This is a genomic window from Allorhizobium sp. DMC15 (assembly GCF_056314065.1).
In genome coordinates this window covers 118,229-142,958 of the sequence record NZ_JBQUZB010000006.1, presented here as the reverse complement: position 1 = coordinate 142,958, position 24,730 = coordinate 118,229, and the positions used below count along the sequence as shown (strand labels likewise).

25 protein-coding genes and 1 pseudogene are annotated in these 24,730 nt (G+C 61.5%); 20 read left to right on the top strand and 6 right to left on the bottom strand.

Annotated features, from left to right (window positions below; genetic code table 11):
* Nucleotides 1-36 precede the first annotated feature (36 nt).
* The 4 genes from ACT53S_RS21890 to ACT53S_RS21875 all read left to right on the top strand — a co-directional run bounded on the left by ACT53S_RS21890 (nucleotide 37) and on the right by ACT53S_RS21875 (nucleotide 8,518).
* Entirely contained in the window at nucleotides 37-5,481 is a 5,445-nt protein-coding gene (locus ACT53S_RS21890) for an alpha-2-macroglobulin family protein (protein WP_476068573.1), read from the top strand.
* On the top strand, nucleotides 5,481-7,568 hold the full coding sequence (gene pbpC / locus ACT53S_RS21885) for a penicillin-binding protein 1C (RefSeq protein WP_476068572.1): 2,088 nt from the start codon (nucleotides 5,481-5,483) through the stop codon (nucleotides 7,566-7,568). The genes ACT53S_RS21890 and pbpC overlap by 1 nt, the downstream gene beginning before the upstream one ends.
* A gap of 72 nt (nucleotides 7,569-7,640) precedes the next feature.
* Entirely contained in the window at nucleotides 7,641-8,042 is a 402-nt protein-coding gene (locus tag ACT53S_RS21880; protein ID WP_476068571.1) for a hypothetical protein, read from the top strand.
* 59 nt (nucleotides 8,043-8,101) lie between these two features.
* The gene (locus tag ACT53S_RS21875) at nucleotides 8,102-8,518 is read left to right on the top strand and encodes an OsmC family protein (protein WP_476068570.1); all 417 of its coding nucleotides are present in this window, start codon (nucleotides 8,102-8,104) and stop codon (nucleotides 8,516-8,518) included.
* On the opposite strand, the gene ACT53S_RS21870 is transcribed toward ACT53S_RS21875, so the two are convergent.
* Nucleotides 8,515-8,943, bottom strand: a complete 429-nt coding sequence (locus tag ACT53S_RS21870; protein ID WP_476068569.1) for a DUF1810 domain-containing protein — start codon at nucleotides 8,941-8,943, stop codon at nucleotides 8,515-8,517. The two genes, ACT53S_RS21875 and ACT53S_RS21870, sit on opposite strands and share 4 nt — an antisense overlap.
* Nucleotides 8,944-9,296: 353 nt before the next feature.
* Here ACT53S_RS21870 and ACT53S_RS21865 point away from each other — a divergent pair, with 353 nt between their 5' ends.
* Nucleotides 9,297-10,400, top strand: coding sequence for a DUF475 domain-containing protein (locus tag ACT53S_RS21865; protein ID WP_142071247.1), 1,104 nt, complete (start codon nucleotides 9,297-9,299; stop codon nucleotides 10,398-10,400).
* A 74-nt stretch (nucleotides 10,401-10,474) separates the two neighbouring features.
* On the opposite strand, the gene ACT53S_RS21860 is transcribed toward ACT53S_RS21865, so the two are convergent.
* The gene (locus tag ACT53S_RS21860; RefSeq protein ID WP_174238529.1) at nucleotides 10,475-10,642 is read right to left on the bottom strand and encodes a hypothetical protein; all 168 of its coding nucleotides are present in this window, start codon (nucleotides 10,640-10,642) and stop codon (nucleotides 10,475-10,477) included.
* Nucleotides 10,643-10,769: 127 nt separating this feature from the next.
* Here ACT53S_RS21860 and ACT53S_RS21855 point away from each other — a divergent pair, with 127 nt between their 5' ends.
* From ACT53S_RS21855 to ACT53S_RS21805, 11 genes and pseudogenes are all read left to right on the top strand, one after another.
* Nucleotides 10,770-10,925 (top strand): hypothetical protein, encoded by a 156-nt coding sequence (locus ACT53S_RS21855; RefSeq protein WP_162750619.1) that lies wholly within the window; start codon nucleotides 10,770-10,772, stop codon nucleotides 10,923-10,925.
* Nucleotides 10,926-10,952: 27 nt separating this feature from the next.
* Nucleotides 10,953-11,134 (top strand): annotated as a pseudogene (locus ACT53S_RS21850) (hypothetical protein).
* Between the two features lie 9 nt (nucleotides 11,135-11,143).
* On the top strand, nucleotides 11,144-11,332 hold the full coding sequence (locus ACT53S_RS21845) for a hypothetical protein (RefSeq protein WP_476068568.1): 189 nt from the start codon (nucleotides 11,144-11,146) through the stop codon (nucleotides 11,330-11,332).
* Between the two features lie 4 nt (nucleotides 11,333-11,336).
* Entirely contained in the window at nucleotides 11,337-11,609 is a 273-nt protein-coding gene (locus ACT53S_RS21840) for a hypothetical protein (RefSeq protein WP_476068567.1), read from the top strand.
* Nucleotides 11,610-11,708: 99 nt separating this feature from the next.
* Complete coding sequence (locus ACT53S_RS21835) at nucleotides 11,709-12,332, top strand: exopolysaccharide biosynthesis protein (RefSeq protein ID WP_476068566.1); 624 nt, start codon at nucleotides 11,709-11,711, stop codon at nucleotides 12,330-12,332.
* A 53-nt stretch (nucleotides 12,333-12,385) separates the two neighbouring features.
* Nucleotides 12,386-12,931 (top strand): sigma-70 family RNA polymerase sigma factor, encoded by a 546-nt coding sequence (locus ACT53S_RS21830; protein WP_142071257.1) that lies wholly within the window; start codon nucleotides 12,386-12,388, stop codon nucleotides 12,929-12,931.
* Nucleotides 12,918-13,691 carry an anti-sigma factor gene (locus tag ACT53S_RS21825; protein ID WP_142071259.1) on the top strand — a complete coding sequence of 258 codons (774 nt, stop codon included), beginning with the start codon at nucleotides 12,918-12,920 and terminating at the stop codon, nucleotides 13,689-13,691. The genes ACT53S_RS21830 and ACT53S_RS21825 overlap by 14 nt, the downstream gene beginning before the upstream one ends.
* Before the next feature lie 22 nt (nucleotides 13,692-13,713).
* Nucleotides 13,714-14,433, top strand: a complete 720-nt coding sequence (locus ACT53S_RS21820; RefSeq protein ID WP_113379094.1) for a Bax inhibitor-1/YccA family protein — start codon at nucleotides 13,714-13,716, stop codon at nucleotides 14,431-14,433.
* A gap of 148 nt (nucleotides 14,434-14,581) precedes the next feature.
* On the top strand, nucleotides 14,582-14,740 hold the full coding sequence (locus ACT53S_RS21815) for a YqaE/Pmp3 family membrane protein (protein ID WP_113379093.1): 159 nt from the start codon (nucleotides 14,582-14,584) through the stop codon (nucleotides 14,738-14,740).
* Nucleotides 14,741-14,964: 224 nt separating this feature from the next.
* Entirely contained in the window at nucleotides 14,965-15,711 is a 747-nt protein-coding gene (locus ACT53S_RS21810) for a cytochrome c oxidase assembly protein (protein WP_476068565.1), read from the top strand.
* Nucleotides 15,708-16,208, top strand: a complete 501-nt coding sequence (locus ACT53S_RS21805; RefSeq protein WP_476068564.1) for a CopD family protein — start codon at nucleotides 15,708-15,710, stop codon at nucleotides 16,206-16,208. Before ACT53S_RS21810 ends, ACT53S_RS21805 begins: the two co-directional genes overlap by 4 nt.
* Here the strand turns inward: ACT53S_RS21805 and ACT53S_RS21800 are convergent.
* A complete protein-coding gene (locus ACT53S_RS21800; RefSeq protein ID WP_113379090.1) occupies nucleotides 16,186-16,692 on the bottom strand; it encodes a DUF2231 domain-containing protein in 507 nt (168 codons plus the stop codon). The genes ACT53S_RS21805 and ACT53S_RS21800 overlap by 23 nt on opposite strands.
* 84 nt (nucleotides 16,693-16,776) lie before the next feature.
* Between ACT53S_RS21800 and coxB the strand changes: the two genes are divergently transcribed.
* The 4 genes from coxB to ACT53S_RS21780 all read left to right on the top strand — a co-directional run bounded on the left by coxB (nucleotide 16,777) and on the right by ACT53S_RS21780 (nucleotide 21,762).
* Nucleotides 16,777-17,436 (top strand): cytochrome c oxidase subunit II, encoded by a 660-nt coding sequence (gene coxB / locus ACT53S_RS21795; RefSeq protein ID WP_476068563.1) that lies wholly within the window; start codon nucleotides 16,777-16,779, stop codon nucleotides 17,434-17,436.
* The gene (gene ctaD, locus ACT53S_RS21790) at nucleotides 17,433-19,961 is read left to right on the top strand and encodes a cytochrome c oxidase subunit I (RefSeq protein WP_476068562.1); all 2,529 of its coding nucleotides are present in this window, start codon (nucleotides 17,433-17,435) and stop codon (nucleotides 19,959-19,961) included. The genes coxB and ctaD overlap by 4 nt, the downstream gene beginning before the upstream one ends.
* Entirely contained in the window at nucleotides 19,958-20,293 is a 336-nt protein-coding gene (locus ACT53S_RS21785; protein WP_476068561.1) for a hypothetical protein, read from the top strand. Before ctaD ends, ACT53S_RS21785 begins: the two co-directional genes overlap by 4 nt.
* Nucleotides 20,294-20,835: 542 nt before the next feature.
* Nucleotides 20,836-21,762, top strand: coding sequence for a DMT family transporter (locus tag ACT53S_RS21780; RefSeq protein ID WP_476068560.1), 927 nt, complete (start codon nucleotides 20,836-20,838; stop codon nucleotides 21,760-21,762).
* 100 nt (nucleotides 21,763-21,862) lie between these two features.
* Here the strand turns inward: ACT53S_RS21780 and ACT53S_RS21775 are convergent, their stop codons facing one another.
* Genes ACT53S_RS21775 through ACT53S_RS21765 form a run of 3 tightly spaced genes read right to left on the bottom strand, consistent with a single transcriptional unit; the run spans nucleotide 21,863 to nucleotide 24,725 of the window.
* On the bottom strand, nucleotides 21,863-22,867 hold the full coding sequence (locus ACT53S_RS21775) for a TRAP transporter substrate-binding protein (RefSeq protein WP_113379086.1): 1,005 nt from the start codon (nucleotides 22,865-22,867) through the stop codon (nucleotides 21,863-21,865).
* Nucleotides 22,868-22,914: 47 nt separating this feature from the next.
* Nucleotides 22,915-24,192, bottom strand: a complete 1,278-nt coding sequence (locus ACT53S_RS21770) for a TRAP transporter large permease subunit (RefSeq protein WP_113379085.1) — start codon at nucleotides 24,190-24,192, stop codon at nucleotides 22,915-22,917.
* Nucleotides 24,192-24,725 carry a TRAP transporter small permease gene (locus ACT53S_RS21765; protein WP_142071274.1) on the bottom strand — a complete coding sequence of 178 codons (534 nt, stop codon included), beginning with the start codon at nucleotides 24,723-24,725 and terminating at the stop codon, nucleotides 24,192-24,194. The genes ACT53S_RS21770 and ACT53S_RS21765 overlap by 1 nt, the downstream gene beginning before the upstream one ends.
* Nucleotides 24,726-24,730: the final 5 nt, after the last annotated feature.

Genomic DNA, 24,730 nt, shown 5'->3' with positions numbered 1-24,730 from the left:
AGGCTGAATCTGAATTCGGCCTTCGGGGAGAAAACTATGTTCACGCGCCGTCTGTCGGTCATTTTCACAATGACCCTGTCACTCCTTGCCCTCACGCTTCCAACATCCGCGCAGGATAGCCGCACCGTCGTCACGGTGGACGACGCCGACTACTTCGGCTTCGATCTCCGGACTGAGAAGAATGTGTCGCTGGATGAGTGCGAGGCGAGCTGCGTCGCAGACGGCTCCTGCCGCGCCTTCACCTATAACCCGAAGGTGAAGTGGTGCTTCCTGAAATCCGACTATAACCAGATGAACAGCTTCGTCGGCGCCGTTGCCGGCCGAATTGTAGAGGCCGCGGCGGAAGAAGACATTGGCGCACCAGCACCGCTTGCCTTCGTCTCGGAACAACTGAAGACGGACGCGCGCAATCAGCGCGACAGCCTGACACTGCCGCCGGACCGCGAAGGCGCCGGTCGTGAGGCCCTGATCGACGAAGCGCGCCAGGCCATCGCAGGCGGCAATGTCGACGCGGCGATCGCTGCGCTCAAAGGTGCGCTGTCGATTGATCCGGATGATGCTGCCACGTGGTTGGAACTGGCACGTGTCGCCAACACGGTGTCCAACAACTACACATATGCCAACGAAGCGGCGATGGCGGCCATCAATGGCTATGGCCTGACGAGAGGTGCCGTGACCCGCGCCGACGCGTTGGCCACCCTGGCGCTTGCTCTGGAAAAGAGCGAAAACTACCGCGCCGCCCTCAATGCCTACAAGGCGAGCCTGGAGCTTTCCGCCGATGCGCAGGTTCGCGCGGCATTCGAGGATCTCCGGTCGCGTCAGGGCTTTCGCATCGTCGGCAATACGGTTGATTCCGATTCAGCCTCCCCGCGTGCCTGCGTGGAGTTTTCCGAGCAGCTGATCAAACGCGGCGTCGACTACGCGCAATACGTCACTCTCGATGGCAAGTCGCCGAAAGCTGTCGAAGCGAAAAACAACCAGATCTGCGTCGAAGGCCTGGAACACGGCGGCCGATACCGCCTGGCCATCCGTGCCGGCCTGCCGTCTTCCGTTGAGGAAAACCTCGAAGCTCCGGTCGAACTCGAGCTTTACGTCCGCGACCGCTCTTCCACCGTTCGCTTCACGGGCGACAGCTTTGTTCTGCCGTCCAGCGCACGCCAGGGCATTCCGCTCGTCTCGATCAATTCGGAAAGCGCCAAGCTCGCCCTTTATCGCATCGGCGATCGAAACATCGCACCCCTTTTGGCCGCCTCGCAGTTCCTGACCCAGCTCGATGGCTACAGTGCAAGCCGCGTCGAGGACGAGATCGGCGAACTGGTCTGGCAAGGCACGATCGACATTGCCAACCAGTTGAACGACGAGGTGATCACCAGCATCCCGCTGCAGGAAGCATTGCCGACCCGCAAACCCGGGATCTACGTGCTCACCGCTGTTGCCGCCAACAGCACCGCCGAAAACTGGGACAGCCGTGCCACCCAGTGGTTCGTCGTCTCCGACATCGGCCTCTCGACCTTCGCCGGTACCGACGGGCTGCATGTGTTCGCACGCTCGCTTGCGTCAGCCGCCCCACTGGAAGGCGTCGAACTGCAACTGCTGGCGAAGAACAACGAAATCCTGGCAACGGCAAAGACCGATGCCGAGGGCCGAGCTCGCTTTGACGCCGGCCTTCTCAAAGCCAGTGCGGCTATGGCGCCAGCCGTCATCGCCGCACACACCAAAGACGATGACAATGTCTTCCTCGACATGACCCGCGCCGGCTTTGACCTGTCCGACCGCGGCGTCACCGGCCGCCCTGCGCCGGGTCCCGTCGACGTTCTCTCCTGGACCGAACGCGGCATCTATCGCCCCGGCGAAACGGTCCATGTTGCAGCACTGGCCCGAGACACCGAAGCCGATGCCATCAGCGGCCTGCCGCTGACCTTCATTTTCCTGCGTCCCGACGGTGTCGAGTTCCGTCGCATGGCCGTCTCCAGCGAAAGCCTGGGCGGCTATGCAGTGGACCTGCCGTTGCTCGCCAATTCGATGCGCGGCACCTGGAGTGTCGCGATCCATACCGACCCTAGAAAGCCGGCGATCGCCCAGAGCTCCTTCCTCGTGGATGACTTCGTCCCCGACCGCCTCGACATGACGCTCGCAAGTGAGGCGACGGCGCTTGCCCCGGACGGCAGCGCGACGATCGATATCGAGGGTCGTTACCTCTATGGCGCACCGGCAGCCGGCCTGACGTTGGAAGGCGAACTGGTCGTCACCCCCACCAGCAGTCATCCGGACTACCCCCGCTACAGCTTCGGCCTCTCCGACGAGGAAGATGTCGAAGGCGTGCGCGTGCCCTTCGAGGCGCTCGATCCGCTTGATGAGGATGGAAAGGCCAGCATCGACGTCGCCGTCACCGACCTCCCCGCGACGACGCGTCTCTTGAACGCCGATGTTGTGCTCAGACTGCGCGAAGGCGGTGGTCGGGCGATCGAACGGAAGTTGACCCTTCCGGTCACGCCCGAAGGACCCATGATCGGCATCAAGCCGGAATTCGACGGCGATGTCGCAGAAAACAGCACCGCCGCCTTCAATCTGATTGCGATCGGACCCGACGCCGCAAAGCAGGACCTCCCAGGTGCCAAATGGAAGCTGGTCAAGCTCGAGCGGAATTACCAGTGGTACCGCGAAGGCTCATCCTGGCGTTACGAGCCGATCACCACCACCAAGCTGGTGGCCGATGGCACCGTGGACATCAAAGCCGACGGCACGGCACTTTCCATCCCGGTCACCTGGGGTAGCCACCGCCTGGAAGTCGAACAGGGCGGCTCTGTCTCCAGCGTCGATTTCGACGCCGGCTGGTTCGTCTCCGCAAGCTCGACCGAAACGCCGGATGCCCTGCAGGTCGGCCTCGACAAGGCGACATATCAGGTGGGCGATACCGCTCGTCTCAAGATCTCGCCGCGTTTTGAAGGCAAGGTTCTGGTGACTGTCGGAACGGACGCCCTGATTACGTCCACCGTGGCCGACGTTCCGGCGGCGGGTGCCGAAATCGAGCTTCCGGTCACAGCCGATTTCGGTGCCGGTGCCTATGTCACCGCCACCCTCTTCCGGCCGGGTGATGCCCAGGAAAGCCGCATGCCGGCTCGCGCCATCGGCATTACCTGGCTCGGCGTCGACCCGGGCGCAGACAAGCTGGCGGTGAAGATTACGACACCGGAAAAGACGCTCCCGCGCCAGCCGCTGGAAATCCCGATCGAGGTTGCCGGTGCCGGCATTGGCGAGGAAGCCTATGTCACGGTCGCCGCCGTTGATGTCGGTATCCTGAACCTCACCCGTTATGAAGCCGCCGATCCCGAGACTTATTACTTCGGCCAGCGCCGCCTGGGCCTCGAATTGCGCGACCTCTATGGCCGCCTGATCGACGGCTCGCTTGGCGCGACGGGCACGCTGCGCACGGGTGGCGATGGTGGTGAAGTGGCTCTCCAGGGCAACCCGCCCAAGGAAAAGCTCGTCGCATTCTTCTCTGGCCCGGTGAAGCTCGATGCGGCCGGCAAGGCAACGGTGTCCTTCGACATCCCGCAGTTCAACGGCACCGCCCGTGTCATGGTCCATGCCTGGTCGAAGACCGGGGTTGGCCATGCACAGACCGACGTCATCATCCGCGACCCGGTCGTGGTGACCGCCAGCCTGCCGAAGTTCCTCGCCCCCGGCGATGAAAGCAGTCTGCGTCTCGACATCGCCGCAACCGATGCCCCCGATGGCACTTACACGCTGGTCGCGACCGGCAACGGTCCGGTGGCGGTGGGTGGAGACACATCGAACCAGTTCACGCTTGCCGCTGGCAAGACGACGACCCTCACGCTGCCTCTTTCAGCGGGAGAACCCGGGCAGGGATCGATAGACGTTGCCCTGACCGGCGCCGACGGAATTGCCGTTAGCCAGTCGCTCGACCTTCCCGTCAGACCGGCGACCCTGCCGATCACTCAGCGGCAGGTGATCGCCGTGGCGCCGGGCAAGAGCCTGACCATAGACGGCAATCTGCTCGCCGACAGCCTGCTGAATGGCGCCTCGGTCAGCCTGAATGTCACCCGCGCAGATGGTCTCGACGTTCCTGGCCTGCTGATGGCGCTCGACCGCTACCCCTATGGTTGCGCCGAACAGACGACCAGCCGCGCGCTGCCGCTGCTTTACTTCGCGGAACTGGCAAAGATATCGGGCCTTCCGGAAGATCCTGATATCGCCAAGCGTGTTCAGGATGCCATCTTCCGCGTGCTCTCCTACCAGTCCTCCAGCGGCTCCTTCGGCCTCTGGGGTCCGGGGTCGGAAAGCCTGTGGCTCGATGCGTATGTGACGGACTTCCTCACCCGTGCCCGCGAAAAGAAATTCGACGTGCCGGAAGAGGCCCTCGTTCAGGCCCTGCAGAACCTGCAGAACCGCATCGCCTATGACAACGACATCCGCACGCGCGGCAATGACATCGCCTATTCGCTCTACGTGCTTGCGCGCAGCCGCAAGGCCTCGCTCAGCGACCTGCGCTACTATGCCGACACCATGCTCGGCGACTTCCCGACGCCTCTGTCTAAGGCCCATCTCGCTGCCGCGCTGTCACTCTACGGCGATACGCAACGCGCCAACATGGTCTTCGCTGACGCCTCCGGCATGTCGGAACAGGCACGGCTGACCCCCGTCAGCTTGAGCCGCTCGGATTATGGCTCGTCGCTGCGTGATGCAGCCGGCGTGCTGGCCCTGGCCGCCGAAAGCCGGCCCATGCCAGCAGTCGTGCCGGTCCTGGCAAAGATCGTGAATGAGGAATGGAAGGCGAAGCAGACGCTGAGCACCCAGGAACAAACTTGGATGCTGCTCGCTGCCCGCGCGCTGCAGGAGGACGATTCCGGCCTTAAGATCGATGTGAACGGTGCGGAACGGACGGGAGCCTATGCGGCCACCATCCCGGGCGAGGCCCTTCTCCAGGCCCCCGTCACACTGACCAACAACGGCAGCGATCCAATCAGCGCCGCGATCACGACGGTCGCCGCTCCCGTTGAACCGCCAGCCGCCGGTGGCGAAGGCTTCGAGATCAACCGAACCTACTATACGCTCGATGGCGAAGAGGCGAACATCACGGAAGCGACGCAGAACGAGCGTTATGTGGTCGTCCTGGAGGTGACGGAAGAGGATGAATGGCCAGCCCAACTGCTGGTCACCGACCTTCTGCCGGCCGGCTTCGAAATCGACAATCCGAGCCTGGTCGACAGCGCAGCCCTCGCCAACTTCGACTGGATCGGTCAGACGGAAACCGCCCATCTCGAATTCCGCAACGACCGCTTCGTCGCCGCCGTAAACCGGACTGAAGACGAGAACGGCACCATCACGTTGGCTTATGTCGTACGGGCGGTCACACCGGGCACCTACGATCTGCCGGCAGCCGCCGTCGAAGACATGTATCGTCCACAGCTCTCCGCAAGGACGGCAGCGGGTGGCATGACGGTCTCGGCAGCCCCCTGATGGCACGCTTGCGAAAGCCCCTGATCGTCATTGCCACAGGCATTGCCGTGACGGGGCTTTCGCTGTTTGCCTTAGACTGGGCAGACAAGCACTTCCCACCCCCGATCGAGGCGGTGCGGTCGGTGTCGACGGAAATTCTCGACCGTGACGGCCAACTGCTGAGGGCGTTTGCCACGCGCGAAGGTCTGTGGCGGCTGAAGACCACGGCGGAGGATGTCGACCCCGCCCTGATCCGCATGCTTGTCGCCTACGAGGACCGCCGTTTCCAAAATCACGCGGGCGTCGATGTGCTGGCACTCGGGCGCGCCGCCTGGCAGCTCGTTACCAACGGCCGTATCGTCTCCGGCGCCTCCACGCTTTCGATGCAAGTCGCCCGCCTGATCGAACCCCGACGGGAGCGCTCACTGGCCGCCAAGTTGATCCAGATCGCGCGCGCGCTCCAGTTGGAACGTCGCCTGTCGAAGGGCGAGATCCTGAATCTCTATCTGACCCACGCTCCCTACGGCGGCAATCTGGAGGGCGTACGGGCCGCAAGCCTTGCCTGGTTCGGCAAGGAACCCAAGCGCCTGACGACGGCGGAAGCAGCCTTGCTGGTCGCTCTGCCGCAGCTGCCGGAAAAGCGCCGCCCCGACCGCTTCGCCGACAATGCCCTGCAAGCCCGCACGCGCGTGCTGGAACGAGCCGCTGAGGCCGGGATCATCGAGCCGTCCGAGGTCGCTTTTGCGCTGAGCGCCGAGTTACCGAGAGCCCGTCGCCAGCTGCCAGCGCTCGCTCCGCATCTCGCCGAGGCCGCAAAACGCGCGGCTCCGACGGCGGAACGCCACCAGACGACCCTGCTCCGCCCCGTGCAGGAGAAGCTGGAAACAGTCGCGGCCGAAACCGCCCGCAAACTCGATCCCAAAGTCTCGCTCGCCCTGATCATGGCGGATGCAACGACAGGTGAGATCGTCGCGGAAGTCGGTGCAGCCGATTACTTCGACGCCAGCCATTCCGGTTGGATCGACATGACGCGTGCCGAACGGTCGCCCGGTTCCACCCTGAAACCCTTCATCTATGGCCTGGCCTTCGAACTGGGCCTGGTCGCCCAGGAAACCATTGTCGAAGATCGCCCCGCCGACTTCTTCGGTTACCGACCGAAAAACTTTGACATGCAGTATCAGGGCGACGTGAGCATTCGACAGGCCTTGCAGCTATCGCTCAACGTGCCCGCCGTCCGCCTCTTGGACAGCGTCGGTCCGTCTCGCCTCATGGTCCGGCTGCGACGCGCTGATGTCAGCCTGAAACTGCCACCGAACGAAGTGCCCGGTCTCGCCATTGCCCTCGGCGGTGTCGGCGTCACGCTGAAAGGCCTGGTGCAGCTCTATGCCGGTCTCGCCAATCGCGAACAACCCGTCCGTCTTGGCGACGGCATAAGGGAGAAGCCCGGCCTGCTCGACGACCAGCCGCTTCTGGAGCCGACGGCCGCCTGGACGATCGCCGATATCCTCGGCGCGGTACAGCCCCCGGCTGGCAGTCCACCGGCCGGTATCGCCTACAAGACCGGCACGAGCTATGGCTATCGCGACGCCTGGTCGGTCGGCTATGACGGCCGCTATGTGCTGGGGGTCTGGATCGGTCGTCCGGACAACGCCGCCGTTCCCGGGATTTCCGGCTACAAGACTGCGGCTCCCATCCTGTTCGAGGCCTTCGCCAAATCGGGCCTGGCGGGCACCGCCCTGCCCCGCGCACCGACCGGCGCCATGCGCCTCGCGGCCAATGATCTGCCCGCCGGTCTGCGGCGCTTCTCGGTCAATCCAAACGGACTGGTTTCGGCATCTGCTCGCGAGAAACCGCCGCAGATCGTCTATCCTCCGGAAGGAGCGCAACTCGAACTCGGCCGCGATGCCGCCGGTACGCCACTCCCGCTGGTCATGAAGATGCAGGCGGGCCGGGCGCCCTTCCGCTGGCTGGTCGATGGAAAGCCCATGACGGAATCGACCCGCCGCCGCACCGGTGAATGGCATCCGCCCGGCCAGGGTCAGACGACATTGACCGTCATCGACGCAGACGGTCGCGCCGCCTCGGTGAATGTGTTCATCCGCGAGTGACCTGAGGTGATCCGCCAGCGAGATGTCTCCGTAAGAAGGAACACATAGACACTCGCTTGGGAGACCTACGCCATGCATTCCAGCCTGAGAACCGGATTGATGACGCTGATGGCGGTCGCGCTCACCTCCGCGACAGCCCTTGCCAACGAGCGCTTCACCGCCAGTGATATCCGCGAAGACATCATCGGCAAGCGCATCTACCTCGCCGTGCCCCTGGGCGGAGAGTTTCCGTTGAACTATCGAAAGAACGGCCAGGTCGATGGCTCGGGCGAAGCTCTTGGCCTTGGGCGCTTCGCCAAGCCCAATGATACCGGTCGCTGGTGGATCAAGGGCGACCGTCTCTGCCAACAGTTTACCAGTTGGTACAAGGGCGCGCCGATGTGCTTCGAACTGCAGCGGATCAACGACAAGCAGCTGAAATGGACGCGCGACAACGGCGAAACTGGCACCGCCCGGATCGGCAGCAACATTTGAGCCGCCTTGTCGGGCAGCACGCGCAAACATAGGATGCCCCGACTTGAAGGGAGCATCCTATGGCAGATTTGCGCACGCGGCGGATCGGGGCGACGGCGACACTCGGAAAGAGTGGTTATCCGCATGTCGTGTCGGAAACCGGTGGCGTTGTCGACATCGTTACTGGCGTTTCCGAACCGGGTTTCAATCCGCTCGACCTACTTCTGGCGTCCCTGGCCGCTTGCATGAGCATGAGCGCGAGGATTGCGGCCCGTGAACTCGGTCTTTCGGACCGCATCTTGGGCGTCAGCGCCAAAGCAAATGGAGAAAAGGCGAACGACGGACCGTCCCGTTTTGTGAAGCTTACCGTCGAATTCCGGTTTGAAGGAGAACTCGACCAAGACGAGAAACGACAGGTGGCGCATCGCGCCGAAGAAATCTGCACCGTGAGCAACACCTTGGCCGTCAAGCCGGAAATCATTGTGGACGCCGTCTAACCATCGACGAGATCGAGCGTGAGCCTGTCCCGCTCTCCCTGGCAGAACCTCTCCAACGCCTGCGCGAATGGATAAGCCCGCTGATCCTCCACGACCAGGGAGAAGAGCGTCATGCAGGAGCGAAACTTCAGATCGTCCGGCGCGCCTAAGATGTCATGCAATGAGCGGTGCGCCACGGCGAGGACCGCTTCCGTCGCCTGCACCAGACGCGGTCCGAGAATAGGATGTGAGAGGTACATCCGGGCCTCCGCCTTGTCCGCAAGCCCGTAGTGCCGAGCGGTCGCTGAACGGCCAAGGTCGCGCAGTTGAGGAAAGATGAACCACATCCAATGGCTTTCCTTGCGCCCACGCCTGAGCTCCGTCATTGCCGTGGCAAAAACCGGCTCCTGTGCCAGCAGAAACCGGTCCGAATCCCATATGTCCATCGGCTTTTCCTCCCGCTCCCACGGAATAACGCAGGACTTGCCAATCAGTTCTCCGAGAGACCGACACTTGACATCGGCACCGCAGCTTCCATTTCAAAGCAAGATAATCACGCGCCTTGACCTTTTCGTGAGCTTCGGTGAGAAGAAGACGTGTCGCAAGATCAAGACTTGTGATCTAACCTGGTGCCGGGCCCCTCTGGCGAGAGTTTACGGCGCTCTCGTGATGTCGGTACCGCCAGCAATTGCCAGCCGGCGGATTCAAAAACAATGAACACTCGGATCATGCTTCATGCGAAGGCGTGCAACGCGCATCGCATCGCCAATTCATGCCTCCTGATGGCGGAGGTACAGTCATGACAACGTCAGCAGCAACCGGCGCCCAGTCTACCCTCGGTTATTTCCGCTGGGCCTTTATCGTCACCGTGATCGGCCTGATCCTCGGCGGCATCCTCGGCTGGCAGATGACCGGTACGATCGGCGGAATGGCCACCGTCTTCTTCATCTGCAGTGTGCTTGCCGTCTTGGAGATCTCGCTGTCCTTCGACAACGCGATTGTCAACGCAAACAAACTGAAGGACATGACACCGGTCTGGCAGCAGCGCTTCCTGACCTGGGGTATCATCATCGCCGTTTTCGGCATGCGTATCGTCTTCCCGCTCCTGATTGTCGTGATCGCTGCCAAGATCGGCCCGATCGAAGCAATCATTCTGGCTGCCCGCGAGCCCGCGGAATATGCCCGCATCATGAACGAGGCGCATCTGCCGATCGCGGCCTTCGGCGGCACCTTCCTCATGATGGTCGGCCTCACCTATTTCTTCGACCATGAGAAAGACGTCCACTGGATCGAGATCCTGGAAAAGAACATGGCCCGTTCGGCCTCGATCAAGGGCATCGAGATCGCCGTTGTCCTGTTGCTGATCCTGCTCTTCTCGAACCTTCTCGAAGGTGAGGAAGCAACGACCTTCGTCTATTCGGCCATCTACGGCCTCGTGACCTTCCTGGCCGTTGAGGTCCTCGGCGGCCTGCTGGACGCCTCGCAGAAGACCATGACCGAAGCGGCCAAGGGCGGTCTCGGCGCTTTCATCTATCTCGAAGTGCTGGACGCCAGCTTCTCGTTCGACGGCGTTATCGGAGCGTTTGCGCTGACGCAGAACCTCTTCGTTATCGCGATCGGCCTCGGCATCGGCGCCATGTATGTGCGCTCCATGACGATCATGCTTGTCGAGAAGGGCACGCTCGCCGAATACCGATACCTCGAGCACGGTGCCTTCTATGCCATCCTGATCCTGTCGGTGATCATGTATGTGCAGACCCTGGTCCACATTCCCGAGGTCATCACCGGCCTTGGCGGCGCGGCCCTGATCGGAATCTCGCTCTGGTCATCGATCCAGTACAACAAGCGCGAACGCGAAGAGGAAGAGCAAGCCGCCCGCGAAAGCGTTGCCGAAAACATCTGACATGATCCTACAGATACGCAAAAGGCCGGCGGGAAACCGCCGGCCTTTTGCGTTTAACCTATCTCTAGAGCGCCTCAGTCGGGACCGGCACCGGTCTCCTGCGAACCTGTCTTGGGCAGCGAACCTGCACCGGGTGTCTTCATCTGATCCTGGAGTTCCGGCTTGTCATGCGGGCCGGCGGCGGGGAGCTCTCTCGCAGTCGACTTCTTGTCGTCGTTTTCGGGCGTGTGGGTCATCTTCATCGATACCTCCGTTGATGCGGGAGAAACAGCGGGTCGGGCAAAGGGTTCCACCACTTGAATGTTTTGAGGAACAGGCCGCAGGGATGCGGGTTCGGTCTGCAGGGTCATCGATGCGAGGAGAAAGATCATGACGACCAAAAACAACCGTCTGCAGCCCGACCCGCCCGAGGGCGATCGCCAGACGATAGACCGCGAACTGGAGCGTCAGGGCGACAAGGGAGAGGAAGAAGCCCAGCCGACCGAGCAGGGCGTCGACCTTGACCCGAAGAGACGGATCGACTGACGCCGCATCAGAAACGAGGAGCACGCCATGAGCAGTCGACTTCCCCCGACTCCAGAAGAGAACCGCAGTCCGAAGGTACCGGTGAAACCGGAAACGACCATCCGGCCAGCGATCCGCACTTCAGGCCGGAAAAAGATCCCGACAAACTGGGCCAGCAAGGCAACAGCAAGGTGAACACCACGCACCAGGGATATCAACAGGACCGTTAGGAGGCAGCCATGTCGACATCGACCAAAAGCCCCGGCACCATTCGACAGGGTGGTCCTGGCGCATCACGTGAAAACGCAAAAGCTCCGAAGCAGGTCGTGAAGCCGCCGGCAAAATCCGACACGAAGGCCAGAAGCGACGTATCGGGTGGAGGCGGCGAGAAGGACAGCCATCACACCCACGACGCCCAGCGAAAGTGATGCCATGAACACTGCAAACCCGCAGCTCGAAGGCCTTTACCTTGCTCTGTCGGCCCTGGTGCGCGAGATGATCTCCAAGGGCGTGTTGTCGCAACAGGACCTGGACAGAGCCATGGCGCAGGCAAGGCAACAGGCAGAGGCGGACTTTGCGACATCGCCTCTGCCGGATGCTAACCGGAAAGCGGTGCTCTTTCCGATCGAACTGCTCGCCCTCGCCGGCAAGGGGGAGCCAGAGACATTCCGTGAACTCGCCCGTCGCGTCGCGCTTGGGCCATGATAGCAAGTGCTTCGTGACCCCAGCCTCACTTGTATCGCCTCACGCCTCACCTACATCTCCCAGGCAGTGGAGACCCCGGTTGAAAAAGGCGAAACAACAATGACGGATAGCCTGCCTCCCGAGGCTGGCGTGGCATCGCAACGTCTGAAAAGACTGAGCGAACACGCGATGGCGGCGGGGTCCGTCAGCTTCGACGAACTGCTAACGACCATGGGACGGGCGAGTATCGCCTTTGCAATCCTGATCCTGTCCTTGCCGGCACTGACGCCGATCCCAGGCCCCTTCGGGTTTGTCTTCGGCAGCTGCCTCGCGATCGTATCGCTGCAGATCCTGGCCGGTTACAGTCGCATCTGGCTTCCGTCCTTTATCGGTCGACGACGGGTGTCGGCAGACACGATCGCGCTCATCGTCCGCTACACCGCCCCGCTCGTGACCCGTGTCGAAACCTTTCTCAAGCGCAATCGCATGCGCCACCTTGCCGGGCCGCGCGCCCAGGCCATGATGGGATTGCCGGTACTGTTGCTCGCCATTGCGGTCGCACTGCCCATTCCCTTCGGCAACTTCCTCCCCGTTGCCGCCTTGGTCATGATTGCCCTCGGCCTGATGGAGCGCGACGGCCTCGTCACGATGCTGGGCCTCGTGCTTGGTGTCGTCGCGCTGATGGCTTCCGCCGGTCTGGTGTTTGCCGCAATGCAGGGCGTTGGCTGGATGATGTCGCCCTGAAAAAAATTTTGAGAGCGATGGAATAAACCGGTCCACAGCTCCGTATATGGAGCATGACGACGAAAGCGAACCCGTTCAATGTGATCGGCCAGTTGGCAGCGCTGAGGCGCTATGCCCGTTCGCTCGTGCGCAATCCGGACGAAGCCGAAGATCTCGTTCATGACGCACTCGTTCGCGCGCTGGAACGAAAGTCGAGCTTTCGCAGCGGGGGCAGCCTCCTTACCTGGCTGATGTCGATCCTGCACAACACCCACATCGACCGGCTGCGCGCCAATCGTGCGAGCGATCGACGCAATGCCGCCGCAGCGGACCTCGCAGATTTTGTGGTTCTAGCCGGCCAGGAGCATTCGGTCAGGCTTGCACAGATACGCAATGCCTTCCTTGCCCTGCCGGAAGACCAGCGCGAGGCGCTTCACCTCGTCGCCATCGAAGAGCTGTCCTACCAGGAAGCGGCCGATGTGCTGAACATTCCCGTAGGCACCCTGATGTCCCGTATTTCCCGAGCCAGGGCGCGGCTGCGCGCTCTTGAACACGGCAATACGGAAGGGTCGGTACCCCATCTCCGAATCGTTGGAGGATCTCCCGATGACCAGCAATGATCCCGTCCTCGAATCCGATCTCCACGCCTATGTCGACGACCAGCTCGATGTGGCCCGTCGGATCGAAGTCGAGGCTTATCTCTCGGAAAATCCGGCAACGGCCGCAAAGGTTATGGCGGACCTGCGTGTTCGGGACGAATTGCGGCTGGCGCTGGCCGGAAGGCCTGTCGTCGCCCGTCAGGAAACGCGCGAGGCCGCCCGGCGACTGGAAAGCAGCTTGAACGGCCGTGGCACGCTGGAATTTGCCCGCCGTGCGGCAGCCATCCTGCTGCTTGTCGGTGCCGGCTGGGCAGCACATGGATGGATTGCACCGGGCGGCATCGGCGAAGTGGTCGCCTCCGTGCCCCCGCCGCAATTCGTTGAGGAAGCGATCCGGGCACATCAGACGGCAGAGCTGCGCGGGAAGTTGGGCTCGCAATTGGAGAGCCGTATCTTCAACGCGGCTGAAATCCGCTCGGCCACCGCAATCGTGCTGCCGGAAATGCCAGATGCTTGGGCAATCCGCGACGCGCAGATCTTCCCATCCACTTACGGCCCGAGCGTCGAGCTGGAAGTCGAACCGGAAGCCGGCAAACGGTTTTCGCTCTTCGCGGTCCGCCCCGGCAGCTTTGCCGTGCAGCAGGTCCTGACTAAGCAGGACGGCGACACGCAGGCTGCTTACTGGCAGATCGGGGAAGTCGCCTATGCGCTGATTTCCGAGACAACCAATCCGGACAAGCTGGCCGAACAGGCGCGCCAGCTCGCCCGTACCCTTTACTGATCCAAACAAGGAGGAAACATCCATGGATCCTATCCAGAACCGCTTCGGCTACGGCGCACAGGCCCAGTCCGCGGCACTGTTCGATGAGGGCCTGCGCCAGCATATGCTGCGGGTCTACAACTATATGGGCCTCGGCCTGGTCATCACCGGCCTCGTCGCCTTTGTTGTGAGCCAGACACCGGCCCTTTACGTGCCGATCTTCTCCACCCCGTTGAAGTGGGTGGTGATGCTGGCGCCGCTCGCCTTCGTCTTCTTCTTCTCTTTCCGCATTCAGACCATGTCGGCGTCCACCGCACAGATCACGTTCTGGGCCTTCTGCGCCGTGATGGGCCTGTCGCTCGCGTCGGTCTTCCTGGTCTTCACGGGAACCTCGATCGCGCGCACCTTCTTCATCACCGCAACCATGTTCGGCGCGATGAGCCTTTACGGCTACACGACCAAGCGCGACCTCTCGAAGTTCGGTTCGTTCCTGATGATGGGTCTGATCGGTGTCGTGATCGCATCGGTCGTCAACATCTTCCTCGGCTCGACCGCCTTGCAGTTCGCCATCTCGGTTATCGGTGTCTTCGTCTTTGTCGGCCTGACCGCCTGGGACACGCAGAACATCAAGGAACAGTATGCCGAGAACATGGACCAGGAAAGCCAGCAGAAGCTCGCCGTCTTCGGCGCGCTCTCGCTCTACCTGAACTTCGTCAACCTGTTCCAGCTGCTGCTCAGCCTGACCGGCCAGCGCGAAGAATAAACAAACGCGCCGGGAGAGCGCCGACAAGGAACGTCCGGGCCTCAGCCCGGACGTTTCGCTTTTTACGAGGCTTATCTTTCCTCCACAGGCGCGAACGATTGTCATCGACGCGCGTTTATCATGCTCCTAAACTGATAAAGGGACTTTCATGGACGTTCTGCGCATTCTGCTCGCCATTCTCCTGCCGCCCGTCGGCGTGTTTCTCCAGGTCGGCATCGGCCTGCACTTCTGGCTCAACATCCTGCTCACGCTCTTCGGTTACGTCCCCGGAATCATCCACGCTATCTGGGTCATTCTTCGCAAGTAGCGAAGCCCTAGACCGATTGTTCGTACGTCCTCGTAGGATGTCCAGGAATGGGCCTCCCGCCCGCGCCTGCAATCGTGATGCAGCAATCCAAGTCCGGATGGAACAAATCCACGCTCCCATCTGTTGCGCGATGGTGACTGGAGATCGGGGGCGGCATGCTGCGAGACACGACAGAACGAACCTGGCCGCTGGCAGTGCGCCTGCCGAAGTGGGCGGGATAGTCCATGGACCTCCAGATCTATTGCGGCCCGGCGCCGCTGCCAGAAGCTCTGTGGAGCCAGTGGAACTTTGACCCGGTTTTGCTGAGCGGACTTGCCGCCAGCACCTTTGCGCTACTCACGCTCACCGAAACCCGGCAACAGCGGATGTGGACATTTTCGGCGCTGCTCGTCGCGGTCGTCGCCTTCGTGTCTCCGCTTTGTGCCCTGGCTTCCGCGTTGTTCTCCGCGCGGGTATTGCATCATATCCTGCTGGTAACGGTCCTAGCACCGCTGGTTGTCCTGGCGGTGCCACCGAATAGACGGTCCTCGGTCGTGGTGCCGGCGCAGCTCTCCTTTCTGGCGCATACGGCCATGATGTGGCTGTGGCATGCGCCGGGCCCATATCTCTTCGCGCTCGGCTCTCCAGCCGCCTACTGGCTGATGGAACTCACCTTGATCGGATCCGCAATCTGGCTCTGGCGCGATATCCTGGCATCGCACCGGTCGGTCGGCGCAGCCCTCGCTTTGCTCCTCGGAACGACTTTGCAGATGGGTATGCTCGGCGCGCTGCTGACCTTCGCAAGGGAACCGCTGTTTTCAGCCCATCTGGATACGACTCAGCCTTATGGGCTCCTCCCCCTGGCGGACCAGCAACTCTCGGGCATCCTGATGTGGGTTCCAGCCGCGATCCCCTACCTGCTCTGCGGGCTGGTGGTGCTCTCCCGCCTGTTCTCGACGCGAGATGCGGAAAGGCAGCCGGCCCGCCGATGATCGCCGCCCTGAAAATCGTGCACATTGCTGCCATTGCAATCTGGACCGCCGGCCTGATCAGCTTGCCAAGTCTCTATGTCCAGCGGGCTCATATCACGAGCAGAGATTCGCTTTATCGCATGCAGCGTATGGTGCGTTTCTCCTATGTCGCGATCATTTCGCCGGCCGCCTTTATCGCGGTATCGAGCGGCATCGCCTTGAGTTTCTGGCGTGATGTCTTTGCGCCCTGGTTTTCCTGGAAACTCGGCTTCGTTGCCTTGCTCGCCATGTTTCACGTCTTTTCAGGTCTGGTGATCATCCGCCTGTTCAAGGACGGCGAGGTCTATCCGCTCTGGCGCTTTCTAACGGCAACGGCCAGCTGTTGCGCCGTGGTCCTTGCCATTCTTTTCCTCGTCCTCGCGAAAGAGGCGCCCGGACTTACCTTGCCGCCGGTCATGAGCGAACCGGGCGGCCTCAAGCGCCTGCTCGATCAGTTCAATCCCTGGACGACACCATGAGGCCGATGCCGTGATCGAAAATCAGCTTGCCCCCATGCCATCCGGCGACCCCGGTGAGGATCGCAGCCAACGTCGACAGGAGCATGCCGTGCGGCAGGACGGCGGCTGGGTCCAGCAATCGGATACCCCAATTGGCGCCCGCAACCGAGATGAGCGTAACAGCGGCGATAGCGTGAGCCCAACTCGCGACACGGGCGCGGATGCCGGGCACCAGCACCAGCTCCGCCGTGCCGACGACACCCGCGGCCACCCCTGCAAGAAAGGCCGTCCCGGATGTCCAGAGCCCGACCCGCAACCAGAAGGGGTCCGCCGTGAACCAGTAGAAGACATCGACAGCGAGAGTCCCGAAGACCAGCGCGATGGGAAAATGAACGCTCATCGCGTGCAACGGGTGCCCGGCAACGGCAATGGCCGAGGTGGTATCCTTCTCCTCCAGCTTTTCGATCACGGGATTGTTGCTTTCGGTCGTCTGTTCGCTGGTCATGGAACCTCTCCGTTTGAGACCAGAAATCCTGACGCGCGCCGAAGGTTCCGCCGCATCGCTGCAGCTCTTACCACACCCCTCGCATTGGGAGCGTGTACCGGAGACCTGTCCGCGCTCGATCCGGCGGGCCCCTATGCCGGATCGATCGCCGATCTCTGGTGGATCATGCTGATCGGCGGCATCCTCATCTTTGCCATTGTCATCCTCCTCTTCATGCTCGTGCTTTTCCGCCCCGGTTTCGGCCGCGCGTGGACGGCTGAGCGCTGGATGACACTGGGCGGTCTGATCCTGCCCCTTCCGGTTCTCCTTGTGCTGATCGTCTACGGCTTGGCGAAAGGGGAGTATCTGCTGGGCGCCTGGCAGCACGAGCCGGTCATCGCGCGCGTCGAAGCGCATGCGAGCATGTGGAACTGGGAGTTCCGCTACCCGGAGAATGCTCTGAGCGGCAGCTCGGCGGTCCTTCATATCCCTGCCGGCGGCGTGGTGGAGGTCAGCGTCACCAGCGCCGATGTGATCCATAGTTTCTGGATTCCGCGTCTCGCCGGCAAGATTGACGCCATTCCTGGCCACACCACACGACTGAGAATCAAGGCGGATGTCCCCGGGCGATATGGCGGCATCTGCGCCGAATACTGCGGTACGGGCCATGCCGCCATGCGCTTTGTGGTCGAGGCCCATGCTCCCGATGTCTATCGAGAGCGCATTGAGGACATGACGAACGCGACGGCAGAGGCAGCCCAATGAACGAAACGCTCAACGTTACCGCTCATGACACCGCAGGCTCACCGGTCCGGCTGCACCATCAACTGGATGCCGTGTGGGGTTCCGGCAAGGGGCTGAAGCGGTTTGCGGCCGTCAATCACAACGTCGTCGGCAAGCGGTTCATGGTGACTGCTTTGGTTTTTTTCGCCATAGGCGGTCTCCTCGCCATGCTCATCCGCACGCAGCTCGCCTCCAGCAACAGCGCCTTTCTCGATGCCGAGCAATATGCCCAGGTCTTCACCATGCACGGCGTGATCATGATGTTCCTCTTCGCCATTCCCTTCTTCGAGGGACTGGCGATCTATCTGCTTCCCAAGATGCTCGGCGCACGCGATCTCGCCTTTCCGCGCATGTCGGCCTACGGATACTGGTGTTATCTGTTCGGAGGTTCGTTTCTGATCGCCGCCTTGATCTTCGGCATTGCGCCGGACGGTGGCTGGTTCATGTACACGCCGCTCTCCTCGAAACCGTACTCTCCCGGCATCAATGCCGACGTCTGGCTGCTCGGTATCACCTTCGTCGAGATCTCGGCCTTGTCGGCGGCGATCGAACTCATGGTGACCATTCTCAAGCTAAGGGCGCCGGGCATGTCGCTCACCCGCATGCCGATCTTTGCCTGGTACATGCTGGTCGTGGCGGCCATGATGCTGATCGGCTTTCCGCCGCTGATTCTCGGCTCGATCCTGCTTGAAGTCGAACGTGCCTTCGATCTGCCCTTCTTCGACCCCACGCGAGGCGGGGATCCGCTGCTCTGGCAGCACCTGTTCTGGCTCTTCGGACACCCGGAGGTCTACATCATCTTCCTGCCGGCCGCCGGTGCCCTGTCAACCATCATCCCAACCCTGTCGCACAGGTCGCTCGAAGGCTACCACCTGATCGTTGCCGCTATCGTCGCCATGGCCTTTCTCTCCTTCGGCCTTTGGGTGCATCACATGTACACGGTCGGCATTCCTCATGTGGCCCTTTCCTTCTTCTCGGTCGCGAGTGCGCTGGTGGCGATTCCGACCGGCATCCAGATCTTTGCCTGGCTCGCAACCATGGCCCATGGGCGACCACGTCTCTCCATCCCCATGCTGCATGTTTTCGGCTTCTTTTTCGTCTTCGTGCTGGGAGGCCTGACAGGTGTCATGCTCGCGATGGTCCCCTTCGACTGGCAGGCCCACGACACGCATTTCGTCGTTGCCCATCTGCACTATGTCCTGGTCGGCGGCTTCGTCTTCCCGATGATGGCGGCCGCCTATTACTGGCTTCCCCACATCACCGGACGCCAGCCGATCCAGCATCTGTCGAAACCCGCCTTTTGGCTGGTGTTCATCGGCTTCAACATCACCTTTTTCATGATGCATCTCACCGGATTGCGGGGCATGCCGCGCCGGGTCTTCGAATATCCGCCCGAAGCAGGCTGGGAAATCCTGAACTTCGCCTCCTCGGTCGGCAGCTTCGTCATGACCATCGGCTTTGCCCTGGTTGCACTCGACCTTATCCTGCTCATCCGTTTCGGCCGCGCCTTTCGCCGCAATCCGTGGCAGGCGGGCACGCTGGAATGGGCGACACCGACCCCGCCGCCGTCCTATACCTTTGGCTCTCTCCCACACATCGACCGCAGGGCTGACGACCTCAATCCGGATCAACTGGGGTCAGACCTGGCGGCCGGGCGTGGCTATCTCGGCTTCATGCGCAACGGCTGGATGGAAACGCTCGCGATCGACATGGTAACGGGCAGGATCGACCATGTGGTGGTGCTCCCGCGCCCTACCTACCTGCCTTTCTGGACAGCCGTCGCGACCGCCCTGTTTTTCGCCAGCCTGCTGGCAAAACTCTATTGGCTCTCTCCCGTAGCCGCAGTTGTCGTCCTTGCACTCTTCCTGCGGTGGACACCATCGACCGGTCTCAGAGGGGACATCTCGGATCTTGAAGTCGGCCGCGGCGAGCAGGCGCCACATCACCAACAGGCTGATCGACCGCCCTCCTGGTGGGCGATGGTTTTCATTCTGACGGCAAATGCGACGCTTTATACATCGCTGCTCTTCGGTGGACTGTTTCTGTGGCTTTCCGCCCCGAACTGGCCTCCACCGGATATGGATTTCACCTTTCCCGCTTTTTCCCTGGCAGCCGCGAGCGGCCTCATCGTCTCCGCGATCGGCGCACGTTTCACCACAGGCAAGAGCAGCCAAACACCACTGGGTCTGGCCGTCATCCTCATCGGATGTCTGATGGCCACGCTTTCCGCGGCGGCGATCGGCGTGGCGATCCCGGGTCCCGAGACGCATGCGGCATCGGCAAGCGCCCTGGCAGTCGTGGTTTATGTCGGACTTCATGCGGCGTTCGGCGGGATCTTTGCGAGCTACTGCCTTTGGCGATGGTACAGCGGCTACATCTCTGCAGTCCGCTCACTGGACCTCCGTATCGCAAGGCTTTGGCACGACTACGCGGCCCTTGCCGGCCTGGTCGGCCTCGGCTTCCCTTTCGTCTTGCAAAGCCTTAGCCAGATCGGGGGCGGCGGATGAGAGCGTTTCCGTTTGTCGGGTTGCTTGCCGGCTTCGTGCTGTGGTCCGTCGCTTTCCTGATGCTCTACGCGGTCCAGGCAACAGGTTGCAAACTGGGCTGGCACCTGGTTTCCGTTGGGTCGGCCTCGCTGCTTCGACTTGTTTTGTCGGGCCTGTTGATCGTCACTCTGGCACTACTTTACGTGATCGATGTCAGGTGCCTACGGCCTGCATCCGGGGCAAGCGACGGAGAGCGCCGGCTGATCATGCGCGTATCCAAGATCGTCCACATCGCGGCGGGCGCAGCCACGCTGCTGACATTCGCGGGAATTTTCTGGCTGACGCTATGTTGAGTTTACGAGAGCAGTTCCCAGCAGATGGCGAAATCTTAAAGGGCGACGATCAAAACCGCAAGAAAGGCAATCGAAGCGCCAGTCGTCGCAATCGCCATGCATCGTCCGTTTGCATCCGTCAGGCGCGAGCAACGAAGTGTATCAGTTTTCTTCGCAATGGGTCGCGACATCAGATTCTCCAGGCCGGGCCCTGCTTATTTGCGAGCCGGCGCTCAAGACACATTCTGGCCATATTTCATTCTCGGTCAATCCTCGTACTTAAACTGTCGTTCCAAAATGCGGTGCGGGTGGAGAACGCCAGTCTCTTGGCGCAATCAATGGCGCAACAAACCTCGCAAGGTATGAATAGCTTTCGGGAAAGAGAGCAAACCCCCTCGCAATTTCGGGGGCGACATGACAAGACCGGGATATCGCTACGCGGCGCACGGGAGGTGCGTCCGCGGATGTGATGAACAGTTGGACGGACAGAACAATTCGGCAAGACGCGGGCAATTTTCGCAAGCGTGCAGTGGCAGGACCGACAGGAATTCGGGAGAGAGAGTATGACGACCACGACCCCCTCGGGAGCCCCATCGGCATCCCTATTCGGCGCCTTCACCGGCCCGGCCGTCATGCTGCTCGGTATGGTTCTCTTCGCCCTCAATGATGCCATGGGCAAATGGCTGGTCGCAAGCTACGGCCTCGGTCAGGTCATTCTCATTCGCAGCATTGCCGCACTTCTGGTGCTCGCGCCCTTTCTGTGGATGGCCGGGCGCAAGCCGATCGTCGAGGCGGAACGTCCTTGGCTGCAAACCGCGCGGGTGGTCTTTTCGACCCTCGAACTCTTCTGCTTCTACTATGCGGTGATGTATCTTCCGCTTGCCGACGTCATGACCTACTGGCTGGCTGCCCCAATCTATGTTGCGGCAGCGGCCCCCTTCCTTCTCGGAGAGAAGGTCGGCTGGCGTCGCTGGACGGCGATTGCCATCGGTTTCGTCGGCGTCATCATCACACTCGAGCCCTCGAGCGCCATGTTCACCGCGCCCGCGATCATATCGATCATCGGCACGGCGGCCTTCGCCTTCATGATGCTGTCTGGCCGAAGCCTGCGCTCCACACCGGATAAGACACTGGTTCTGTTCCAGACAGGCGGGGCCGCGGTGGCCGGTCTGCTCTTCGCTCCACTCGACTGGACGCCCCTGACCTCGGTCACGGAGGTCCTCCTGCTCGGATTGCTTGGCATCGTCGCCATGACCGCCCATATCCTCGTCAACCGGGCCCTGAAGATCTCGGATGCGGCGACAGTCGCCCCGTTGCAATACACGCTTCTTCTTTGGGCCGTGGTCTTCGGCTGGTGGTTCTTCGGGGAGGTCCCGAGGCTCACCATGATCATCGGCGCTGCCCTGATCGTCGGATCCGGGCTGTTCATCTTCTTCCGCGAACAGCAATTGAAGAAGCGGGAAACGGTGCTCCCCGCGATACCGGAGTGAACGCCCGCCGCGCCGGGCTCCGTCACGAAATGCCAAAGCCCGCAGCGGTTTCCCACTGCGGGCTTCGTCTGGTGCAGCCGCCAAACTGCGACCAGGGAGGTTATTTGCGGATCGCGGCGAGCTCGGCCAGGATGGAATCGACCACGTCGGCGCCGATCTCTTCCTTGTGCTTTTCGTAGACCACCATCGACTTCTCACGAATCCGCTTCTGCTCTTCTTCAGACAGTGTGTTGACCTCAAGCCCAGCGGCCTTGATCTTCTCCAGCGACTTTTTGTTCAGATCCGCAATGACGCTGCGCTCAACATCGCGGCCAACGCTCGCGCATTCCCGCAAGGCAGCCTGTTCTTCCGGCGTATAGGTATCGAAGATCGCCTTGGAGAAGAGGAAGAGGAACGGCGTGTAGGCGTGGTTGGTTTCGGTCACGTATTTCTGCACCTCGAAGAACTTCGAGGTGTCGATCGTCACATAGGGGTTTTCCTGCGCGTCGATCGTCTTTGTTTCCAGCGCCGAGAAGACTTCGCCAAAGGCCATCGGCGTCGCGTTGGCACCGAGGTTCTGGAAGGTGTCGAGGAAGATGTTGTTCTGCATGACGCGAACCTTCATCCCTTCGAAGTCTTCCCACTTGGTGACCGGACGAACCGAGTTCGAAAGGTTGCGGAAGCCGTTTTCCCAATAGCCGAGATTGACGAGACCGACGGCTGCGAGCTTCTCGCTCATCATGTCGCCGAACTTGCCGTCGAGCACCGTGTAGGCTTCCTGCGCATTGGAGAACAGGAAGGGCAGGTCGAAAACACCGAGCGCCGGCTCGATACCGACCAGCGGAGACGACGAGGTGACAACGGCTTCCTGAACGCCCGAACGCAGGGCCTGCGTCGCCTGCAGGTCGCCGCCAAGCGCGCCGCCCCAGAAGGCCTGCAGCTTCAGCTTGCCGCCCGACTTGTCGTCGAGGCACTTCTGCATCGCCTCGATACCGTTGCCGACCGGATGGTCCGCATTGATGCCGTTCGAGACGCGAATTGTACGATCGTTGAATTCTGCGAAGGCCGGCGCGGCACCCGCCGCGCAGAATGCAAGAGCCGTAGTGGTCAGTAGAAACTTTCTCATCGTATTTCCTCCCTTGGATAAAATGAGACGGTTGAAAAACACTTGGGTCACCGGAGCCATTGCGCCGGGACGATGACGATGTCCGGAAAGACAACGAGCAACATCAGGATGAGGACCTGGGCCAACAGGAAAGGCGTGATTCCCGTCACGACCTTGCCCAGAGGCACCCGGCCGACGCCGCTGACGACGTTGAGCACGACGCCAACCGGTGGCGTGATCAGGCCAATGCAGCAGTTCATGATGAACATCACGCCGAAATAGACCGGGTCGATGCCCGCCTGCTTGATGATCGGCATCAACACCGGCGTCAGGATCAGGATGGTCGGCGTGAGGTCTAGTGCCGTACCGACGAGAAGCACCAGCAACATGATGACGAACATCAAAAGCATGGGCCGGTCGATCAGCGGCTCGATATAACGGGTGATCTCACCTGGGATATTGGCAGCGGTGATGAGCCAAGCCGAAACCAGAGCTGCGCAGACCAGGAACATGATGATCGCAGTGGTCTTGGCCGCCTGCAGAACGACCCCCGGCAAATCGCGGGGCTTGAGCTCGCGATAGATCACCATCCCGACAAACATCGCATAGAAGGCGGCGATAACGGCAGCTTCCGTCGGGGTGACGATGCCGGCTTTGATGCCACCGAGAATGATGACGGGCATGCCAAGTGCCCAGGCCGCGCGACCGGTAGCATTCAGACGTTCCTTCGCCGGCGCCTTGGCCAAAGGCTTGATGTCGTCTTTCCGGACAACGATCTGCCAGGCGATTACCAGACCGAGACCCATCAGGATACCGGGCACGATCCCCGCCATGAAGAGCTGGGTGATGGAGACGTTCGCAGCAACGCCGAAGACAATGAAGGCCATCGACGGCGGAATGACGGGAGCGATGATGCCGCCGGAGGCAATGAGGCCAGCGGACCGGGGCACGTTGTAGCCGGCCTTTGCCATCATCGGGATGAGGATAGCAGCAAGCGCAGCGGTGTCGGCAGCAGCCGAACCGGAGATGGAGGCCATGATCACGGCCGCCATGATCGCGACAATGCCGAGGCCGCCCCGGATATGGCCGACACAGGCAATGGCGAATTCAATGATGCGGCGCGAGAGGCCGCCGGAGTTCATCAATTCGCCCGCCAGCACGAAGAAGGGAATGGCCAGCAGCGTAAACGTATCGGCGCCGGCGATCATGTTCTGGGCGATGATCTGGCTGTTGAACATCCCCATGTACCACATGAGGGTGACGCCACAGAACATCAGGGCAAAGGCGACAGGCACGCCAATGGCCATGACACCGAGAAGCGAGACGATAAAGACGATCAATGTCATCAGGCACGCTCCACCAGCTTTTCGATGCCCATATGTTCACCGGCAAACATCGCGACCTCTTCGTCCGTGACGCGACCGGTGAGCAGGCGGAACAGGCGTTCCAAGGCAATCAGGCTGCAGCCCGCGCCGGTGAAGAACCCAATGCCATAGACCCAGCCCATGGACAGTCCGGTCACCGGCGCCTTCATGCTGGAATTGATCGGCAGTTGCAGCCAGGTGCCCCAGAAGAACAGCGCGGAAACACCGAGAATGACGAGATTGGACAGGATCATGCAGACGATCCGGCCACGGCGACCCAGAAGTGCGACGAGGGACTCGACACCAAGGTGGCCGTACTCCCGGAAGCCGACGACGGCCCCGATGAAGGTCAGCCAGACGAAGAAATAGCGGGCCATTTCGTCTGAGACCGTCAGGCCGGAATTGAAGGCATAACGCAGGACGACATTGACGAAGACCATGATCGCCATGCCGCCAAGCAAGACGATCAGGAGGAATTCGAGAAATCGGTAGAAGAGATCGACAGCCTTGGTCATCGGCA

Bases quoted from the DNA above. Each gene is read 5' to 3' on its own strand.
- ACT53S_RS21825 (WP_142071259.1), top strand. From the start codon at position 12,918: ATGACCAGCAATGATCCCGTCCTCGAATCCGATCTCCACGCCTATGTC.
- ACT53S_RS21770 (WP_113379085.1), bottom strand. From the start codon at position 24,192: ATGACATTGATCGTCTTTATCGTCTCGCTTCTCGGTGTCATGGCCATT.
- ACT53S_RS21835 (WP_476068566.1), top strand. From the start codon at position 11,709: ATGACGGATAGCCTGCCTCCCGAGGCTGGCGTGGCATCGCAACGTCTG.
- ACT53S_RS21845 (WP_476068568.1), top strand. From the start codon at position 11,144: ATGTCGACATCGACCAAAAGCCCCGGCACCATTCGACAGGGTGGTCCT.
- ACT53S_RS21800 (WP_113379090.1), bottom strand. From the start codon at position 16,692: ATGACCAGCGAACAGACGACCGAAAGCAACAATCCCGTGATCGAAAAG.
- ACT53S_RS21780 (WP_476068560.1), top strand. From the start codon at position 20,836: ATGACGACCACGACCCCCTCGGGAGCCCCATCGGCATCCCTATTCGGC.
- ACT53S_RS21815 (WP_113379093.1), top strand. From the start codon at position 14,582: ATGGACGTTCTGCGCATTCTGCTCGCCATTCTCCTGCCGCCCGTCGGC.
- ACT53S_RS21890 (WP_476068573.1), top strand. From the start codon at position 37: ATGTTCACGCGCCGTCTGTCGGTCATTTTCACAATGACCCTGTCACTC.
- ACT53S_RS21875 (WP_476068570.1), top strand. From the start codon at position 8,102: ATGGCAGATTTGCGCACGCGGCGGATCGGGGCGACGGCGACACTCGGA.
- ACT53S_RS21805 (WP_476068564.1), top strand. From the start codon at position 15,708: ATGATCGCCGCCCTGAAAATCGTGCACATTGCTGCCATTGCAATCTGG.
- ACT53S_RS21855 (WP_162750619.1), top strand. From the start codon at position 10,770: ATGACGACCAAAAACAACCGTCTGCAGCCCGACCCGCCCGAGGGCGAT.
- ACT53S_RS21880 (WP_476068571.1), top strand. From the start codon at position 7,641: ATGCATTCCAGCCTGAGAACCGGATTGATGACGCTGATGGCGGTCGCG.
- ACT53S_RS21865 (WP_142071247.1), top strand. From the start codon at position 9,297: ATGACAACGTCAGCAGCAACCGGCGCCCAGTCTACCCTCGGTTATTTC.
- ACT53S_RS21765 (WP_142071274.1), bottom strand. From the start codon at position 24,725: ATGACCAAGGCTGTCGATCTCTTCTACCGATTTCTCGAATTCCTCCTG.
- ACT53S_RS21785 (WP_476068561.1), top strand. From the start codon at position 19,958: ATGAGAGCGTTTCCGTTTGTCGGGTTGCTTGCCGGCTTCGTGCTGTGG.
- ACT53S_RS21870 (WP_476068569.1), bottom strand. From the start codon at position 8,943: ATGGACATATGGGATTCGGACCGGTTTCTGCTGGCACAGGAGCCGGTT.
- ACT53S_RS21830 (WP_142071257.1), top strand. From the start codon at position 12,386: ATGACGACGAAAGCGAACCCGTTCAATGTGATCGGCCAGTTGGCAGCG.
- pbpC (WP_476068572.1), top strand. From the start codon at position 5,481: ATGGCACGCTTGCGAAAGCCCCTGATCGTCATTGCCACAGGCATTGCC.
- ctaD (WP_476068562.1), top strand. From the start codon at position 17,433: ATGAACGAAACGCTCAACGTTACCGCTCATGACACCGCAGGCTCACCG.
- ACT53S_RS21775 (WP_113379086.1), bottom strand. From the start codon at position 22,867: ATGAGAAAGTTTCTACTGACCACTACGGCTCTTGCATTCTGCGCGGCG.
- ACT53S_RS21820 (WP_113379094.1), top strand. From the start codon at position 13,714: ATGGATCCTATCCAGAACCGCTTCGGCTACGGCGCACAGGCCCAGTCC.
- ACT53S_RS21840 (WP_476068567.1), top strand. From the start codon at position 11,337: ATGAACACTGCAAACCCGCAGCTCGAAGGCCTTTACCTTGCTCTGTCG.
- ACT53S_RS21860 (WP_174238529.1), bottom strand. From the start codon at position 10,642: ATGAAGATGACCCACACGCCCGAAAACGACGACAAGAAGTCGACTGCG.
- ACT53S_RS21810 (WP_476068565.1), top strand. From the start codon at position 14,965: ATGGACCTCCAGATCTATTGCGGCCCGGCGCCGCTGCCAGAAGCTCTG.